This window comes from Arthrobacter sp. cf158 (assembly GCF_900106835.1).
Lineage (GTDB): Bacteria > Actinomycetota > Actinomycetes > Actinomycetales > Micrococcaceae > Arthrobacter.
This window is the reverse complement of record NZ_FNNR01000003.1, coordinates 466,432-482,697: the sequence shown is the minus strand read 5'-3', so window position 1 is coordinate 482,697 and position 16,266 is coordinate 466,432. Positions and strand designations below refer to the sequence as shown.

Below are 16,266 nucleotides of genomic sequence, written 5' to 3'. Positions count from 1 at the left end.
CTATGGCCAAAGAACTTGCCACCCAGCTCATTGAACAACTCCAGGCTGCCGGCGTGCAGCGGATTTACGGAATCGTAGGCGACAGCCTTAACCCAATCGTGGACGCCGTCCGTCAAACAGGAGGTTCCAGCAAGGGCGGCATCGACTGGATCCACGTCCGCCATGAGGAAGCGGCAGCTTTTGCTGCGGCTGCGGAGGCGCAATTGACCGGCAGGCTGGCGGTCTGCGCCGGGTCGTGCGGCCCCGGCAACCTGCACCTGATCAACGGGCTGTACGACGCCAACCGTACTGGCGCCCCGGTGCTTGCCATCGCCTCGCACATCCCCAGCAAGCAGATTGGGAGTGGCTTCTTTCAGGAGACGCATCCGGACCGGCTGTTCAATGAATGCTCCGTTTACTCGGAGCTGGTCAGCACCGCCGAGCAAGCGCCCCGCGTGATGCACAGTGCCATTCAGAACGCTGTGGGCCTGCGGGGAGTAGCAGTGGTGACCCTGCCCGGCGATATCGCAGGCCTCGAGGCCACGGCGCCCACGCCCCTCCCCGCCACATTCCGGCCCGCGAGCCTGGTACCGGACCCGGTCAGCGTCCAGGAACTTGCCGGAGCGATTAACGACGCCGGCAAGGTTGCCATCTTTGCTGGCGCCGGAGTTGAGGGCGCGCACGCTGAACTGATGGCGCTGGCCGAACTGGTCAACGCCCCCATTGGTCACTCCCTGCGCGGCAAGGACTTCGTCCAGTACAACAATCCCTTCGACATCGGCATGACGGGGCTGCTCGGCTATGGCGCTGCGGCCGAAGGCATCGAAGACGCGGATTTGCTGATTCTGCTGGGCACCGATTTCCCGTATGACCAGTTCCTCCCGGACACCCGGACGGCCCAGGTGGACCGGGCTGCCCAGCGGCTGGGGCGCCGCACCGACGTCGACATTGCCGTTCATGGGGACGTCCTGCCTACCCTGAAGGCTCTCCTGCCCCTGGTGCAAGCAAAGAAAAGCCGCCGGTTCCTGGATCAAATGCTCAAAAAGCATGATCGCTTGATGAACAAAGCCGTAGGTGCCTATACGCGCAAGGTGGAGAAGAAGCAGCCGATCCACCCGGAGTATGCTGCCTCGCTGCTGGACCAAGTGGCGGCCGAGGATGCCATCTTCACCGCGGACACCGGCATGTGCAACGTCTGGACCGCACGCTACATCAACCCGCTGGGCACCCGTCGGCTGATCGGATCCTTCCTGCACGGCTCCATGGCCAACGCCTTGCCCCACGCGATCGGCGCGCAGGTGGCCTACCCGGGGCGCCAAGTGGTGTCCGTTTCCGGGGACGGTGGCCTGTCCATGCTGCTCGGTGAGCTCGTCACAGTCGCCGCACATAAGCTGCCGGTGAATGTGGTGGTGTTCAACAACTCCACGCTGGGCATGGTCAAGCTCGAAATGTTGGTGGACGGGCTCCCGGACTTCGGAGTTGACGTGCCGGATGCCAACTATGCCGCGGTGGCCAAGGCGCTTGGCTTCCATGCCGTGCGGGTCACCGATCCTGCGGACATTGAGGCCGCGTACAGGGAAGCATTTGCACACCCCGGTCCGTCGTTGGTGGAACTCATAACGGACCCCAATGCACTGTCCATTCCGCCAAAAATCTCCGGGTCGCAGGTGATCGGTTTTGCCACTGCCATGTCAAAAGTGGTCCTGAACCGGGGGGCCGGCGAAGCTGTCAGCATGGCACGCAGCAACCTGCGCAATATCCCCCGCCGCTAGGTCACCGGCCCAGCACGGCGGCGAGGTACGGCGCAGTGCGGCTCTCCTTGGAGCGCGCGACGACGGCGGGCGGCCCTGCGGCGATCACCTCGCCGCCGGCGTCGCCACCGCCGGGTCCCAGGTCGATCACCCAGTCCGCACCCGCCACCACATCCATCTCGTGTTCAACCACGATCACGGTGTTGCCGGCATCGACGAGCCTGTGGAGTTGCTTCATCAGGAGCTGAACGTCTGCGGGGTGCAATCCGGTGGTGGGTTCGTCCAGCAGGTAGAGGGTGTGGCCGCGCTGGACCCGCTGCAATTCCGTGGCGAGTTTGATGCGTTGGGCTTCGCCGCCGGAAAGTTCTGTGGCCGGCTGCCCCAGCCTGAGGTAGCCCAGGCCCACCTCCTGCAAGGTTTGGAGGCTGCGTGAGACGGAGGGGAGATCGGCGAGGAATTCAGACGCCGTGTTGACCGTCATGCCCAGTACTTCGGCAATGTTGCGGCCACGGTAGGTGACCTCCAGTGTCTCCGGGTTGAACCGGGAACCGTTGCACTCGGGGCATGGGCCGTAGCTTCCTGGCAGGAACAGCAATTCCACCGCCACGAATCCCTCTCCCTGGCACGTTTCGCAGCGGCCTCCCGCCACGTTGAAGGAAAACCTGCCGGCTCCGAAGCCACGCTCACGGGCACTATCGGTGGCCGCGAACTCCTTCCGCACACCGTCGAAAAGGCCCGTATACGTTGCCAGGTTGGAACGCGGTGTGCGCCCGATGGGTTTCTGGTCGACTTTCACCAGTCGGTCCAGCTGGTGCAGCCCGGACACGGACCCGGCGGCATGGACCCTGGGCGGAGCATCGTTGTCTGCGGTCTCCGGGTGCAGCCGGGCTCCCACCATGTCGGCCAGGACGTGGCTCACCAAGGTGGACTTGCCGGAGCCTGATACGCCGGTGACGGCGGTCAACACTCCCAGCGGAAACGCAACCCCCAGATTGCGGAGGTTGTGCCTGGTGATCCCGCGAAGTTCCAGCCACTCTTCCGTGGTGCGTGGCGCGCTGGGAGCCAACCCGGCGGCGACCGGACCGGCGTTGTGCTGCCTGTTAGTCCCGCCGGACGTGCTGCGGCCGTCCGGGAACAGGAAGGGTCGGGTCACGGAATCCTTCACATGTTCCAGACCGTCCACGGGGCCGCTGTAGAGGATTTTTCCGCCGCCTTCGCCGGCGTGTGGTCCCACATCCACCAGCCAGTCGGCGGCCCGGACAAAGTCCATGTTGTGCTCCACCACGAACACCGAGTTGCCGGACGTCTTCAGCTGATTCAGCACATCAAGCAGGGGCTCGGCGTCGGCGGGATGAAGCCCGGCGGAGGGTTCATCGAGTACATAGATGACTCCGAAAAGGCCGGAACGCAGCTGGGTGGCGATCCGGAGCCGCTGCATCTCGCCAGGGGACAGCGTGGGCGTAGCGCGCCCCAATGCCAAGTATCCCAAACCCAATTCCAGCAGCACGGTAACCCTGTTGAGCAGGTCCCGGGTGATGGCGACTGCTACCTCGTTCCCTTCTCCGGAGGCCTGCTTGCGGGACGCAGTCCCGGCTCCCTTCACCTCAGTTGTTGGCCGGATCACCGCGGCCAGTTCGGTCAGGGGCAGGGCGTTGAGTTCAGCGATGGTCTTGCCGGCGAATGTTACGGCGAGCGCGTCGGGCCTGAGGCCGCTGCCGTTGCATTGCGGGCATCGTCCGGTCTCCATGAAGCGCAGCACCCGGTCCCGCATGGTGGTGCTCTTGGAGTCCGCAAGGGTGTGGAGGACGTAGCTTTTGGCACTCCAGAAGCGGCCCTTGTATGGCTTGGCGACGCGGTCGCGTTGTGGTGTTACTTCCACTACAGGTTGCTCTTCGGTGAAAAGGATCCAGTCGCGATCCTTCTTGGGCAGCTTCTTCCAGGGCGTGTCTACGTCGTAGCCCAGGTGGGTGAGGATGTCACGGAGGTTCTTGCCTTGCCATGCGCCGGGCCATGCGGCAATAGCGCCGTCCCGAATGCTCAGGGAGGGGTCCGGTACCAGGGATGCTTCGCTGACCGTGTGCGCAACACCCAAACCGTGGCACTCCGGGCAGGCGCCGGCTGCTGTGTTGGGGGAGAACGCGTCAGAGTCCAGTTGGCTGGCGCCGGCCGGATAGCTGCCGGCACGGGAGAAGAGCATTCGCAGGGAGTTGGAGAGCGTTGTTACTGTTCCGACGCTGGAGCGGGCTGTCGCTGTGCCGCGGCGTTGTTGAAGCGCGACGGCGGGGGGCAGTCCGGTGATGGTCTCTACTTTGGGGTTGTGGCCCTGTTGGATGAGGCGGCGGGCGTAGGGAGCGACGGATTCGAAGTAGCGTCGTTGGGCTTCGGCGAAGATGGTTCCGAAGGCCAGCGAGGATTTTCCCGAGCCGGAAACGCCCGTGAAGGCGACGATCGCGTCCCGGGGGACGTCTACGTCCACGGTGCGCAGGTTGTTCTCGCGTGCTCCGCGGACTCTGACAAAGCCATCTTCGGGATCGGCAAACTGCGGCGTGGGCCGGTGCGGAGCGGGCCGTTGGGAATTTCTCAGTTTACTGTCCATTGCTACGACTCTATCGGCGTCCGGGGCCGGCGCGCATTGAGGAGGCCTGTGCGGAGGTTTCACACAGTGTGGAATTCGTGTTCGCCTGCCGGGGCGTTGTGACTGGTTCCATCCGGCATGCTGACGACTGCTGTGACTCCTTCCGGGATCTCGATGCGCAGGGCGAACGCCCCGTGTTCCACGGTCCAAGCGCTGGTGATTCGGCCGTGGACGGTCTCGACGGTTGCACGTGCCGAGGTGAGGCCGCCTCCGGGCTGCGGGGCGATGGTCACGGTACGGTAAGCGGTTTGCCCGCTGTCCGGGTTCTCCGGCAAGCGAATTCCGGCCACATGGGTGTAGAGGAATGAACCCGCGGCGCCTTTGCTGTAGTGGTTGAGGGATCCCCTCGCTCCGGTGGCGGTCACGCCGTCCCACCATTCCCACATGGTGGTGGCACCGGCGTCCAGCATGCCGAGCCAGGATGGTGTGCCGGTGGAGAGCAGCAGTTGGTAGGCGACGTCGAGGTAGCCATGATCAGCCAGTACCGGAAGCAGGAGGCCGGTGGAAAGAAAGCCCGTGCCCAGTCGGTTTCCGTTGAGGCGGACGAGTTCAACCAGCCGGGACGCCGTCAGCGGGGCGAGTTTCTCCGGGACCAACCCGAAAGCCAGGGCGCGGACGTAGTGTCCTTGGGACTCTTCGCCCAACCGGCCGTCCTGGTCCAGGTACTCGGCTTGCCAGGCGTCGAGGACCGCGGCCGCCAATGAGGCGTAGTGGGCTGCGGCTGTGATCTCGCCGAGCACTCCGGCAGTTCTGGCCAGGAGCTCGGCGGAGCGGTACAGGTACCCCGTGGCCACTATGCCGTGGTCGCGGGAGGGGTCAGGATTCGGCGGAGTGTCCGGCTCCAGCCATTCGCCAAAGTGGAATCCGGTGTCCCACAGAAACGTCTCGTGGGGCAGGGGAGCGAGCCGTGCCGCCGCGCGTAAAGGGTGCCGGCCGGCGGCCGCGGCTCCGGCAGCAAAGTCCACCCATGAACGCATGGAGGGGAAGGCTTCCGCCAAGGCTTCTTTATCCCCGTAGGCACGCCAGAGGGACCATGGTACGAATACTGCGGCGTCACCCCATCCGGCCGAGCCAGTGGCGAGATCTTCAAAGAAGTTGCCGGAGGGCCCGGCGCCGGCAGGATTGGGAACCACCGTGGGCACCCTGCCGTCAGTCCATTGGTCGGCGGCAAGATCCTTCAGCCACTTGGTGCTGAAACCTGACACATCGAACATCAGGGCAGCCGTGTCTACAAAGACCTGCCAGTCACCAGTGAACCCGGACCTCTCGCGCTGGGGGCAGTCCGTGGGGACATCGCAGGCGTTCCCACGGAAGCTCCACAGCACAGCATCGTGCAGGGCGTTGATGCGTGGATCGCTGCAACGGAACGTTCCTGTGCGCGTCAGGTCGGTATGGACCACCACCGCGGTGATGTCCTGCGCGGACAGTTGGCTGGTGAGGCCTTCGATCTGCACGTACCTGAAGCCGTGGGTGGTGTGCCGCGGCTCAAAGACATCGCCAGGGTGTCCGGCGGAGATCACTTCGTCCACCTGCCCTGCGGGAAGGGGAGTCTTGGTGGCGAAATCGAAAGCGCGGATGTTTTCGGTGGACACCAGCCCGGCCGGATCAAGTACCTCCCCGTGTCGCAGCGTGGTTCGGGTGCCCTCGGGGCCGAGTTCCGTCAGGCGGACCCAGCCATTGATGTTCTGTCCGAAGTCCACCACCGTCACTCCGGGCGCGGAATGGGTGATGCTCACGGGCTGGAGCTCCTCGATGCGTCGCACCGCCGGGGCAACCGGCCGGACGTATCGTTCGCTGTTGCCGTAAAGCCCGCCGTGCCGGGTGGCCACCGGAAGCCAACCATCCGTCGTCGTGCCGTCCTCCGGCTCGGAACACCGGCGGAAGTCGATTGTTTGACCATCCATCAGGTCAGCGTGGGTGATGTGGCTTTCCCGTGAGGTCCAGAGCTTATCCGTGACTGCGAGGGTTCCCGACGGCGAGGTGATGGAAGCGATGAAGGCAGTTTCGCGCCCGAAGCCGTCGGCCCTGCGCTCGAAGCCGTGGCGGCCGCGGAACCAGCCGTCGGAGAGAAGCACCGAGATGACGTTCGCGCCGTCCAACAGCAGCCCAGTGATGTCCCATGCGTGGACCTGCAGGCGCTTGCGGTAGGCGGTAAATCCGGGCGTCAGTTCCTCATCGCCCACACGGCTGCCGTTGATGAACAGTTCGTAGAGTCCATGAGCCGTGGCGTGGATGGTCGCCCTGCCGCGGCCCGGCACCCACTCGAATGTGCTGCGGAGCCAATAGGCGGGCCGCCTGCCGGGTTCGGAAGGCTGCGTTTCAACGGGTGAGATCCAGGAAGCATCACGCAGGGCCGCTTTCAAAGAAGGCTGGGAATGATGGTCTGTCAAGGGAACTCCTCCGGGGAAATCAGGCAGCTTGGTGGCCTTTGCCCATGCTAGACCATAAAAACCGTGCTTGCACTGTTTTTAATTTGGATGTGGATGACTACCCTGAGAAGGTGCGTACGCGGCGGAAAACTGGAAGCTATGAAGTAGGGCGTGCCAAGCGCGCAGAAATTCTGGATGCGGCAACACGGCTCTTCGGCATGTCCGGATACCACAAAGTGCCGCTCGCGCAGGTGGCAGCGGACGTGGGGCTTAGCGAAAGTGGCCTGCTGCACCACTTCCGCTCCAAGAAGCATCTGCTGCTGGCGGTAGCGGAGCGCCGACTGGAGCAGACGGCCACGTGGTGGGGATCGCGGCCCACACAAAACACCGAGGACCCCATGGAAGTATTCCGGACCATGGTGGACTCCACGCGTGAGTTGGCCAGGGAGCCGGGGCTTATTGAGCTGTTCGTGCTGATATCGGCTGAAGCTGCGGATGCCACCACGCCTGCGCACCAGTTGTATGCCTCGTGGTACCAGCGGGCAGTGGACGAGACCGCCCAGCGACTCCGCGACGCCGTCGAACGCGGTTACCTTCAACCCGACACAAACGTGGGCGGCTGTGCCCGCGAGATCATTGCCGTCAGCGACGGGCTGCAACTGCAGTGGGTGCTCTCAGACGGGAAGCTGGACCTCGTGGAAGCCATCCGCGACTACTCCCGCCGGCTGGCGCGCTCACTCCTGACGCCCGGGTACGCCAGCGCGGCCGACTCCCTTTAGCGCATCCGGACACTTTCGCTGGGCCCCGGGTTGTAACCCAGGTTGCGCGAGACAGCCCTGGCGGTTGCCTGCACGGCAGGGGCCAGCACATTGGGCGGTGTTGCGCCGTCGGGAACCACGATGGACAAGGCGGCCACCACTGTCCCCTCCGCGCCGAAGATGGGCGATGCAACGGAGACCGTCCGCGACGGCGCCGATCGCCGGATCATGGCCAGGCCCGTACGGCGCACATCGGACAAGGTGCGCCTTAGCTGACCTTCCGGCATGGAATCCACGCCGACTTCGACGTCGGGCGGTTGGTTGATGACGGACTCCTGGAAGGCGGCATCTGCGCCGGACAGCAGAACCAGGCCCACCGCCGTCGACCTCAGGGGCGCGCGTCCACCCACGCGGTAGGCCACCTCGGTTGCTTCCTTTGACGACAACCGTTCGATCAACACCGCCTCATTCTTGTCGCGCACTGCCAACAGGACGTGATGGCGGGTCACGGCAAAAAGATCCTCAAGGTAGGGCAGCGCGATTTCGCGGACTCCATGGCCGCGCGGCGATAGCGAGGCCACCTCCCATAGCCTGACGCCCACCACATAACGGCCATCCTCCAGGCGTTCAAGGGCACCCCAGGCCACCAGCCGGGCAATCAGCCGCAGGGCTGTGGGGGCGGGTATGTCCGCCAGCCGCGCCATTTCGGACAGGGTCAACGCCCGACGGCGGTCGCTGAAGACGGCAAGCAGGCTTAGGGCGCGGTCAATGACGGGTTCGCCCTGCTTGGGTCGCTTGCCGCGCTGCGGTTTATCGGCGGCCGTCCCGTCTTCTGCCGGCATGTATCTGAATCCTTTCAACCCAGTGAGTGATCTTCACCACAATACTGTTTCAACCAATGAAATTCACATGGGGCTCCATGGCCCCCGCCTACGACTCTTGAAGAAGCCGGTTACCGGAAGCCATCTGACGAGAGGGCGCCGACGGATCGGCCGGAACAGGTCATTGCCGACCACGTTCAGGCCTCCGGTGCCACATCCCGACTCACGATTCCATCACGAATGCGAAGGCGCAGCACATGAATCTCCTCACCTCACCTGCACGTCGGAGCGCGGCCGTCCTGGCCGGCGCGCTCCTTCTGGGATCCCTGACAGCATGCGGCGGTGGGTCATCCGCCACCTCCACCGTGGACAAGAGCACGCTGACCATTGCGACGGATAGCGACAGCGCGTCCTTCGGCTATGACCCCTTGCGTGTCTCGGACGCCCAACGGCAGTTCTTCGAAGGCCTGTATGAAAACCTGATGACCCTCCAGCCAGATGGCAGCGTGGGCCCGGGCCTTGCCAAGGAATTCAGCTACAACGCAGATAACACCGTGCTGACGCTGACCCTCAAAGAAGGTGTCACCTTCACTGACGGCTCCACGCTGGATGCCGCGCTGGTCAAAGCAAACCTTGATCGTCGCAGCGACTCTGCACTCAGCGCGTACTCCGCCATCGCAAAGGGCGGAGCGCAGGAAATTGCCTCGGTTGACGTCGTGAGTCCCACCCAGGTATCAATCACTTTCGCCAAAGCCCAGCCGGGCTTCGAGAAGAACCTCACCTCCACCTTGGGGATGATCGTTGGCAAGAACGCAGTGACGGACAGCGCCAGCCTTGCCACCACCCCGGACGGCTCGGGGCCTTACACCCTGGACAGCGCAACCACGGTCAAAGGCAACAAGTACGTCCTCACCAAGAACGACAAGAACGCGGACGCTTCCAAGTACCCGTACAGCAAGATCACGTTCAGCGTCATCATGGACCCGCAGGCCCGTGCCAACGCGCTGGTCTCCGGCCAGGCTGACGTTGCCTCGCTGACCTCGCCCACCGTTGACTTCGCCAAATCCAAAGGCGTTGGCGTCTCCCAAATCGGTGGCACCGTCCAGACGATGATCTCGTTCGACAAGATCGGCAAAACAGCGCCGGCGTTTGCCAGTGAGAAGGTCCGTCAGGCATTCCAGTACGCCATCAACCGTCAGGCACTGGTGGATGCCCTCCACAAGGGCGACATCCCGGCATGGAACGCCTTGCCCAAGGATTCGGCAGGCTTTACTGAAGAACTGAACTCCACCTACGCTTACGACCCCGCCAAGGCAAAGAGCCTGCTGGCCGAGGCTGGATACGCCGACGGCTTTGAATTCACCATCATCGCAAGCACCCAGACCCAAACGGACCTGCAGGCAGTCCAGAAGGATCTGGCCGCGGTCGGCATCACCATGAACGTCAAGCTGGCGGCCTCCACCGATGAAGCATTCGCCGCAGTGGCCACCACTCCACTCGGGTACGCCCCGTTGGGCTGGGACAACCCGGTGGGATTGATGTACGGAGCGGTCCTGAGCGGCTTCACCAACGTCCAGAAAGCCACAGATGAGCAGCTGAATGCCGCAACCGCAGAAGCCGCAGCAGCCAAGGACGATGCCGCCAAGAAGGCCGCGTTGACCAAACTCAACACACGTCTGGTGGAGTCCGGCTGGATGATCCCGCTGTATGAGTCCCTCACCAACCAGGGCTACAACACCAAGAAGGTCCAGCAAGTGAAGTTCGCCGGCAGCAACGTTTACCCGCTGCTCTCGTCCTACGCACCCACCAACTGATCCAACCGACAGGCCGGACGCCACGCCCGCAGGGCGTTGGCGTCCGGCCCGACCAATGGAGGTCACCATGGCAATGTTTGTCACCAAACGCCTGCTGATGGCGCTTGCCACAGTGCTGGTGGTGGCGGTGCTGGCATTCCTGCTGGTCCACGCCATGCCCGGCAGTCCGGGTGCCGTCTCTTTGGGCGCCGGCGCTTCGCAGGACGCCATCGATCAGCTGAACCAAAGCCTGGGGTGGAATGACCCGTTGGTGGTCCAGTTCTTCCGCTGGCTTGGCGACGCCATCCAAGGCAACCTTGGGAGCTCGCTCATAGACGGCCGTTCCGTGAGCGCAGACCTCGCCACGAGGCTTCCGGTCACGGCATCCCTGGCAGCCGGAGCCACCATCCTGAGCGCCATCTTCGGCATCATCCTGGGCGTTACCGCAGCTGTCCGCGGGGGGTTCCTCGATCAGTTGATCGGCGGATTCGTGGGACTGCTGGTGGCTCTCCCTGCCTTCTGGATCGGCGTCATCTTTGTCTACCTGTTCGCCGTCCAGTCATCGGTTTTTCCTGCCACCGGATACGTTCCCTTTGACGTTTCCCCGCAGGATTGGGCCATGTCACTGGCCCTCCCGGTGATCACGCTGGCCGTTGGCGGCGCAGCCTTCATAGCCCGGCAGACAAGGGCTTCGATGCTTGAGGCGCTCCAACAAGAACACATCCGGACGCTCCGGGCCACAGCCACACCCACCTGGAAGATTCTCTACGTCCACGCCCTGCGCTATGCGAGCCTGCCGATTGTGGCCGGCATTGCCCTGCAGTTCATCGGCCTGTTCGGAGGCTCTGTCATCGCCGAGCAATTGTTCGCCATGCCGGGCCTCGGCCAGGCCGTCCAGACGTCCGTCAGCACCCACGACGCCCCTGCCGTCCAAGGCGTCGTAGTGATCGCCACCGTGGTGGTGGTTGCCGTGAACCTCGTGCTCGAACTCGCTACCAAATTCCTTGACCCGAAGTTGCGTGCCTCATGATCCCCACACTTCCAGCCACCCCGCGCAAAACTGCCCTGACCAAACTCTCCGGGCATCGCCTCCTCGCGTCCCCGACCGGCCTCGCCGGTACCTTGTGGTTGGCGGTCATGGTCACGGCATCACTGACAGCACCCTGGTGGTTGCCCTTCAAGACCGAAGACCAGGACTTTACTGCCGTCCTGTCCGGCCCTACAGCAGCCCACTGGTTGGGCACGGACGAACTGGGCCGTGACATCCTTAGCCGCATCTTCGCTTCAGCAGCCGAAACCCTGGGGACGTCGTTCATCACGGTGATTGTCGGCGTCGGGCTGGGAACCTTGCTGGCCCTTGCGGCAGCGAACAGCCAGCGCGCCGAGGGCGTCATCAGCCGCGTCACCGAAATCATGATGTCGTTGCCGGGCACGGTGATCATCCTTGCCGTCATCGGTGCAGTGGGGACCAACATCCCGTTGATCATGGCCATCCTTGGCGTGCTGATCTCCGCGGGAATCTACCGCGTGATGCTCGGCCAGGCCAAGTCCCTGCAGAACCAGCTGTATGTGGATGCTGCCACCGTTGACGGACTCAGTCCCCTTGCCATCAGCGTCCGCCACGTGCTGCCGGGCCTGGCCACCACCATCGTGGTGCAGTCCGCCTTGATCTTCGCCGTAGGCCTCCTCATCCAGGCCGGCCTGGCGTTCATCGGCTTTGGACCACCCCTCCCGCAGCCCAGCTGGGGCGGCATGATCCAGAGCGCTTCGCAGCACGTCTATGACGCTCCCTGGCTGATGGTTCCCACGGGGGTGGTCCTGGCTCTGACCGTACTGTCCGCCAATGCCATCGGCAACGCCCTGGGCAAGGCCCCGAACGCTGGGGCTTCGCACCTTCCTTCAGCAGCCATCCGCAGGAAGAGGGCCGGCCAGGCGGCCGCGGCGGCGGCAGCAACTCCAGCCGTCCGGAATCCTCCCGCGGCAGGCAAGCTCAGCGTCCGCGGACTTTCGGTAGGGGTCGACGGCGGAACTCCACTGGTCACGGACGTCTCCTTCGACGTCGAGCCCGGCACGGTCCTGGGGCTGGTAGGCGAGTCTGGCTGCGGCAAGACGATGACGGCTTTGTCCTTGATGGGGCTGCTGCCGTCCGGAGTGGCCGTGACGGACGGGCAGATCCTGTGGAACGGCAAGAACCTTGCCGCGGCCACGGACAGGGACATGGAAGGCATCCGCGGACGTGAGATCGCCCTGATTTCCCAGGAACCCATGAGGGCCCTTGATCCCATGTTCACCGTGGGCTACCAGTTGACCTCCGCGATCCGGCGACTGCAGTCCATGGGCCGGGCGGAGGCGGGAGCCGAGGCACTTGGCTTGCTGGAGAAGGTGGGGATCGTGGATGCCAGGCGCATCCTGAAGAGCTACCCGCACCAGATTTCCGGTGGCATGGCCCAACGTGTTGCCATTGCACTGGCCCTGTCCGGAAAGCCACGCCTGCTGGTGGCTGACGAACCAACTACCGCCCTGGACGTGACGGTCCAGGCCGAGATCCTGTCCCTGCTGAGATCGCTGGTGAAGGACACCGGAATGTCAGTTGTCATGGTGACCCACGACCTCGGCGTTGTGGCAGATATCTGCGATCAGGTTGCCGTCATGTACGCCGGCCAGGTAGTGGAAAATGGCCGCACCGGCAGCATTCTGGACCAGCCGCGCCATCCTTACACCCTTGCCCTCCTCGCGGCGGATCCACACGCCAATTCCGCCCACGATATGCCCCACCGCCTCGCCACCATCAAAGGCCAGGTTCCGCAGCCCAAGGACTGGCCCGCAGGTTGCCGGTTTGCAGCGCGCTGCCAGTTCGCTGGATCTGCGTGTGTGGTACCCGTGCCGCTCCTTCCTTCCGGAACGGAGACGGGACTGGTGCGCTGCGTCAAGGCCGACGAACTTGCCGTGGAAGGAATGGCCTGGGTGGCCACCGATTCCGCTGTCCACCAGCATGTCCCCGCAGAAGTTCCGGCCCGGCATCGACTCGACATCACAGAAAAGGACATGGCATGAGTATCGACACCCCCCTGCGGCCAGAAAGTGCTTCCACCGTCCACCGCATGCCGATGCTTGAGGTGAAGGACCTGGTGGTTCGCTACGGCCACGGAAGGAAAGCAGCCAGCGCACCTCCGGCCGTTGACGGCGTCAGTTTCGCCATCCAACCCGGTGAAACGGTGGGGCTGGTAGGGGAGTCAGGGTCCGGAAAGTCCACCATCGGGAAGGCGATCCTGGGTCTCCAGAGGGTCTCCGGGGGTTCCGTGGCTTTTCAAGGCGAGGACATCACACACGCCAAGTCCGGCAAACGCCGTGCCATCGGCAGTGAGCTCAGGGCCGTCTTCCAGGATCCCAACTCGTCCCTCAACCCCCGCAAGACAATCGGCGCCTCACTGGCAGAACCGCTGCGCATCCGCGGTGTTTCCAGTGGCGTTGCGCGGGCCAAGGCAGAGGACATGCTGGAACGCGTTGGTCTGCCAAGGGAAGCCGTGGACCGTTACCCCAGCCAGTTCTCCGGAGGACAGCGGCAACGCATTTCGGTTGCCCGTGCACTCATCTGTGAACCACAACTGGTGGTGTGTGACGAAGCAGTCAGTGCTTTGGACCTTTCCACGCAGGCGCAAGTACTCAACCTGCTCGCGGACCTGCGGGACGAGCGTGGCTTGAGCTACCTGTTCATTGCGCACGACATCTCAGTTGTCCAGTTCCTGGCGCAGCGCGTGGTGGTGCTCTATCGAGGCCAGGTCATGGAATCGGGGCCGGCAGCAGCGGTCACTGAGTCCCCGAAGCACCCGTTCACCCAGGCCCTGGTGGCGGCATCCCCCGTTCCCAGGCCCGCTGAACAGGCCCAGCGCCGTGCGGTCCGTGAGTCTTTGGGAGTCCGTACGGCCTCTGCCGCGGCAGCCACGGCGGGCGGGTGTCCCTTCCGCCAACGCTGCCCGCTGGCCACGGAGCTCTGCTCTACCGAACGCCCTGCTGTGCGTCGGGTGGGCGAGGCGGACGTCGCCTGCCATTACGCCTGAACCAATCCATCGGCTTTCCTGACCAATATCGCTTCCAGGAGGAAATACATGACACTCGAGACCGCTGAACACCGGGCTCCCACCCCGCCGCCGTTCCCGGCCTTTCACGCGCCCGGGCAAGCCGAGGTGGTGTCCGAAGACTCGATGGTGCATCGGGAGCTCAGTTATGCGATTGCCGTTGGGTTCCGTCGGCTCTCCATGGACATTTGGCTTCCCCGCAGGGCGGCCGATATCCCTGTTCCGGTGGTGGTGTGGATCCACGGCGGTGCTTTCCAATTGGGGGATCGCCGCGAGCTTCCGCCGACGTTCGCGCCGGACTCAGTGTTCTACCTCCTGAACCAAGCGGGCATTGCGTGCGCAACCGTGGACTACCGGCATTCCCTGGAGGCGCCGTTCCCTGCCCAGCTGCACGACATCAAGGCAGCCGTCCGGTACCTCCGGCATCATGCAGAGGTCCTGGGCATCGACCCTGCCAGAATCGGAGCCTGGGGCGAATCGGCGGGCGGACACCTGGCGGCGCTGCTGGGACTCACCGGAGAGCGCGAAGACCTTGAAGGTGGCCTTGGCGTGCAGGGGCAGCCCAGTTCCGTGGGCGCAGTGGTTGACTTCTACGGGGTGTCCTCCCTGAACGACATGCCGCCGATGACGGCCGCCAACGACTTCATGGGCCCGGCACTGCTGGCTGCCGTGCCAGAGGGGGTGTCGGTGCACCCGGAAACCATGCTGGTAGGTGGCTCCACGGACCCTCTTGTCCTGGACGCAGCCAGCCCGTCCAACTACGTGACACCGGATGCAGCCAGTTTCCTGCTGGTCCACGGTGACTCCGACGGTTTGGTGCCTTTGGCGCAGAGCGAACTCCTGGCGGACTTGCTCAGGGAGTCGGACGTCAAGCACGAGCTGGTCACCATTGCAGGCGCGGACCACTGCTTCTTTTTTGCCGAGGACCAGCTGGACCGCATCCTGGCGCTCTCCATCGAATACTTCCGGAGCGAATTTGGCCTGGGCGTACCCGCCACATCGGGCCACGCCCCGGGGGCTCCTGATTCCCTCCACACATGAGCCTGGATCCGGAACTGGCAGGGGTCATGGAGCATGTGGCCGGGGCTAAGTCCTTCGCCGATCTCCTCTCTGATCCATCCGGACTCCTCCGCTTGGAAGCCTTCGGCAGTGGCCGGCTTGCCTACTCGCCTCCCAACGTGCCCGTCCACAACGTCAAAGCACCCGGGCCAAACGGTCCAGTGGGTGTGCGTGTTTACGGTGGCGGGGCCAAGGCGGGGTCGGTTTATTCGGGTCCCGGAGTTCCGGGCCTTGTGTGGCTGCACGGCGGCGGATTTGCAGGGGGCAGCCTGGACATGCGGGAGGCCGATCAACTGGCCCGCGAGCTGGTCCACCGCACGGGCGGGATGGTTTTCTCCGTGGACTACCGTTTGGCGCGTAAGGGTGTTCACTTCCCGGTGCCACATCACGACGTCTTGGCCGCCTGGCTGTGGGCCACCGACAACGCAGGGCACTACGGCGTAGATCCCGCAATGCTGTGCCTTGGGGGAGCAAGCGCCGGGGCAAACCTGGCAGTGGGGGCTGCCATGTATTTGAACGATATCGGCGAGCCTCTGCCGGCCAGGATGCTCCTGGCATATCCGTTCCTCCACTCCGGGCTGCCTGCCCTGAACTTTTCGGATGCGGCCTTACATGCCCTGCCGCGACTACTGCGCTTCACCGCCGACGATTGCAGGGCAATGGTGGAGAACTACATCGGCGGTCCTGTGGGCACGGCGTCCTCCTACGCTGTGCCCGGGGACGCCGACCCCCGCGGCATGCCACCTACGTCCGTCCTTGCCGCCGAATATGATGACCTGCGTGCATCCGCGGAGCGCTATGTGTTGTGCCTTCGGGAAGCCGGAGTCCCCGTGAACTTCCACATCGAGGCCGGGGCAACGCACGGGTACCTCAACCACTCAGCGGGGATGGCAGTGGTGCAGCGTGGGCTGTCCTTCCTGGCAGAGGAGCTTGAGTCAGCCAAGCGGTTTCAATGATTGGAATCGCCAGTTCAGCTCCGGGGTCACGTCCGACATTCTTGGATGAAGAGGCGGGGACATTGTGGA

Annotated in this window: 11 protein-coding genes; 8 read left to right on the top strand and 3 right to left on the bottom strand. The window is 64.1% G+C overall.

Features of this window, described 5'->3' with window-relative positions; genetic code table 11:
• The first annotated feature begins 2 nt into the window (after window positions 1-2).
• The gene (locus BLW08_RS08195; RefSeq protein ID WP_091324325.1) at window positions 3-1,751 is read left to right on the top strand and encodes a pyruvate dehydrogenase; all 1,749 of its coding nucleotides are present in this window, start codon (window positions 3-5) and stop codon (window positions 1,749-1,751) included.
• Window position 1,752: 1 nt separating this feature from the next.
• On the opposite strand, the gene uvrA is transcribed toward BLW08_RS08195, so the two are convergent.
• Window positions 1,753-4,326: an excinuclease ABC subunit UvrA gene (gene uvrA, locus BLW08_RS08190; RefSeq protein WP_091324323.1), complete on the bottom strand. Its 2,574-nt coding sequence runs from the start codon at window positions 4,324-4,326 to the stop codon at window positions 1,753-1,755.
• A 59-nt stretch (window positions 4,327-4,385) separates the two neighbouring features.
• Window positions 4,386-6,755, bottom strand: a complete 2,370-nt coding sequence (locus BLW08_RS08185) for an alpha-L-rhamnosidase (RefSeq protein ID WP_091324321.1) — start codon at window positions 6,753-6,755, stop codon at window positions 4,386-4,388.
• 89 nt (window positions 6,756-6,844) lie between these two features.
• On the opposite strand from BLW08_RS08185, the gene BLW08_RS08180 reads away from it, so the two are divergent.
• Window positions 6,845-7,513 carry a TetR/AcrR family transcriptional regulator gene (locus BLW08_RS08180; RefSeq protein ID WP_091324319.1) on the top strand — a complete coding sequence of 223 codons (669 nt, stop codon included), beginning with the start codon at window positions 6,845-6,847 and terminating at the stop codon, window positions 7,511-7,513.
• Here BLW08_RS08180 and BLW08_RS08175 read toward each other — a convergent pair.
• Window positions 7,510-8,334, bottom strand: a complete 825-nt coding sequence (locus BLW08_RS08175) for an IclR family transcriptional regulator (protein ID WP_090821140.1) — start codon at window positions 8,332-8,334, stop codon at window positions 7,510-7,512. The genes BLW08_RS08180 and BLW08_RS08175 overlap by 4 nt on opposite strands.
• A gap of 236 nt (window positions 8,335-8,570) precedes the next feature.
• On the opposite strand from BLW08_RS08175, the gene BLW08_RS08170 reads away from it, so the two are divergent.
• From BLW08_RS08170 to BLW08_RS08145, 6 genes are read left to right on the top strand one after another with little or no spacing between them, the layout of a single operon-like run.
• The gene (locus BLW08_RS08170) at window positions 8,571-10,127 is read left to right on the top strand and encodes an ABC transporter substrate-binding protein (protein ID WP_090821142.1); all 1,557 of its coding nucleotides are present in this window, start codon (window positions 8,571-8,573) and stop codon (window positions 10,125-10,127) included.
• 55 nt (window positions 10,128-10,182) lie between these two features.
• Window positions 10,183-11,136 carry an ABC transporter permease gene (locus BLW08_RS08165; protein ID WP_091324318.1) on the top strand — a complete coding sequence of 318 codons (954 nt, stop codon included), beginning with the start codon at window positions 10,183-10,185 and terminating at the stop codon, window positions 11,134-11,136.
• Window positions 11,133-13,160 carry a dipeptide/oligopeptide/nickel ABC transporter permease/ATP-binding protein gene (locus tag BLW08_RS08160; protein ID WP_090821147.1) on the top strand — a complete coding sequence of 676 codons (2,028 nt, stop codon included), beginning with the start codon at window positions 11,133-11,135 and terminating at the stop codon, window positions 13,158-13,160. The genes BLW08_RS08165 and BLW08_RS08160 overlap by 4 nt, the downstream gene beginning before the upstream one ends.
• A complete protein-coding gene (locus tag BLW08_RS08155; RefSeq protein ID WP_090821149.1) occupies window positions 13,157-14,164 on the top strand; it encodes an oligopeptide/dipeptide ABC transporter ATP-binding protein in 1,008 nt (335 codons plus the stop codon). The genes BLW08_RS08160 and BLW08_RS08155 overlap by 4 nt, the downstream gene beginning before the upstream one ends.
• Before the next feature lie 48 nt (window positions 14,165-14,212).
• Window positions 14,213-15,223 carry an alpha/beta hydrolase gene (locus BLW08_RS08150; protein ID WP_091324316.1) on the top strand — a complete coding sequence of 337 codons (1,011 nt, stop codon included), beginning with the start codon at window positions 14,213-14,215 and terminating at the stop codon, window positions 15,221-15,223.
• Window positions 15,220-16,197, top strand: a complete 978-nt coding sequence (locus BLW08_RS08145; protein WP_091324314.1) for an alpha/beta hydrolase fold domain-containing protein — start codon at window positions 15,220-15,222, stop codon at window positions 16,195-16,197. Before BLW08_RS08150 ends, BLW08_RS08145 begins: the two co-directional genes overlap by 4 nt.
• Window positions 16,198-16,266 lie beyond the last annotated feature (69 nt).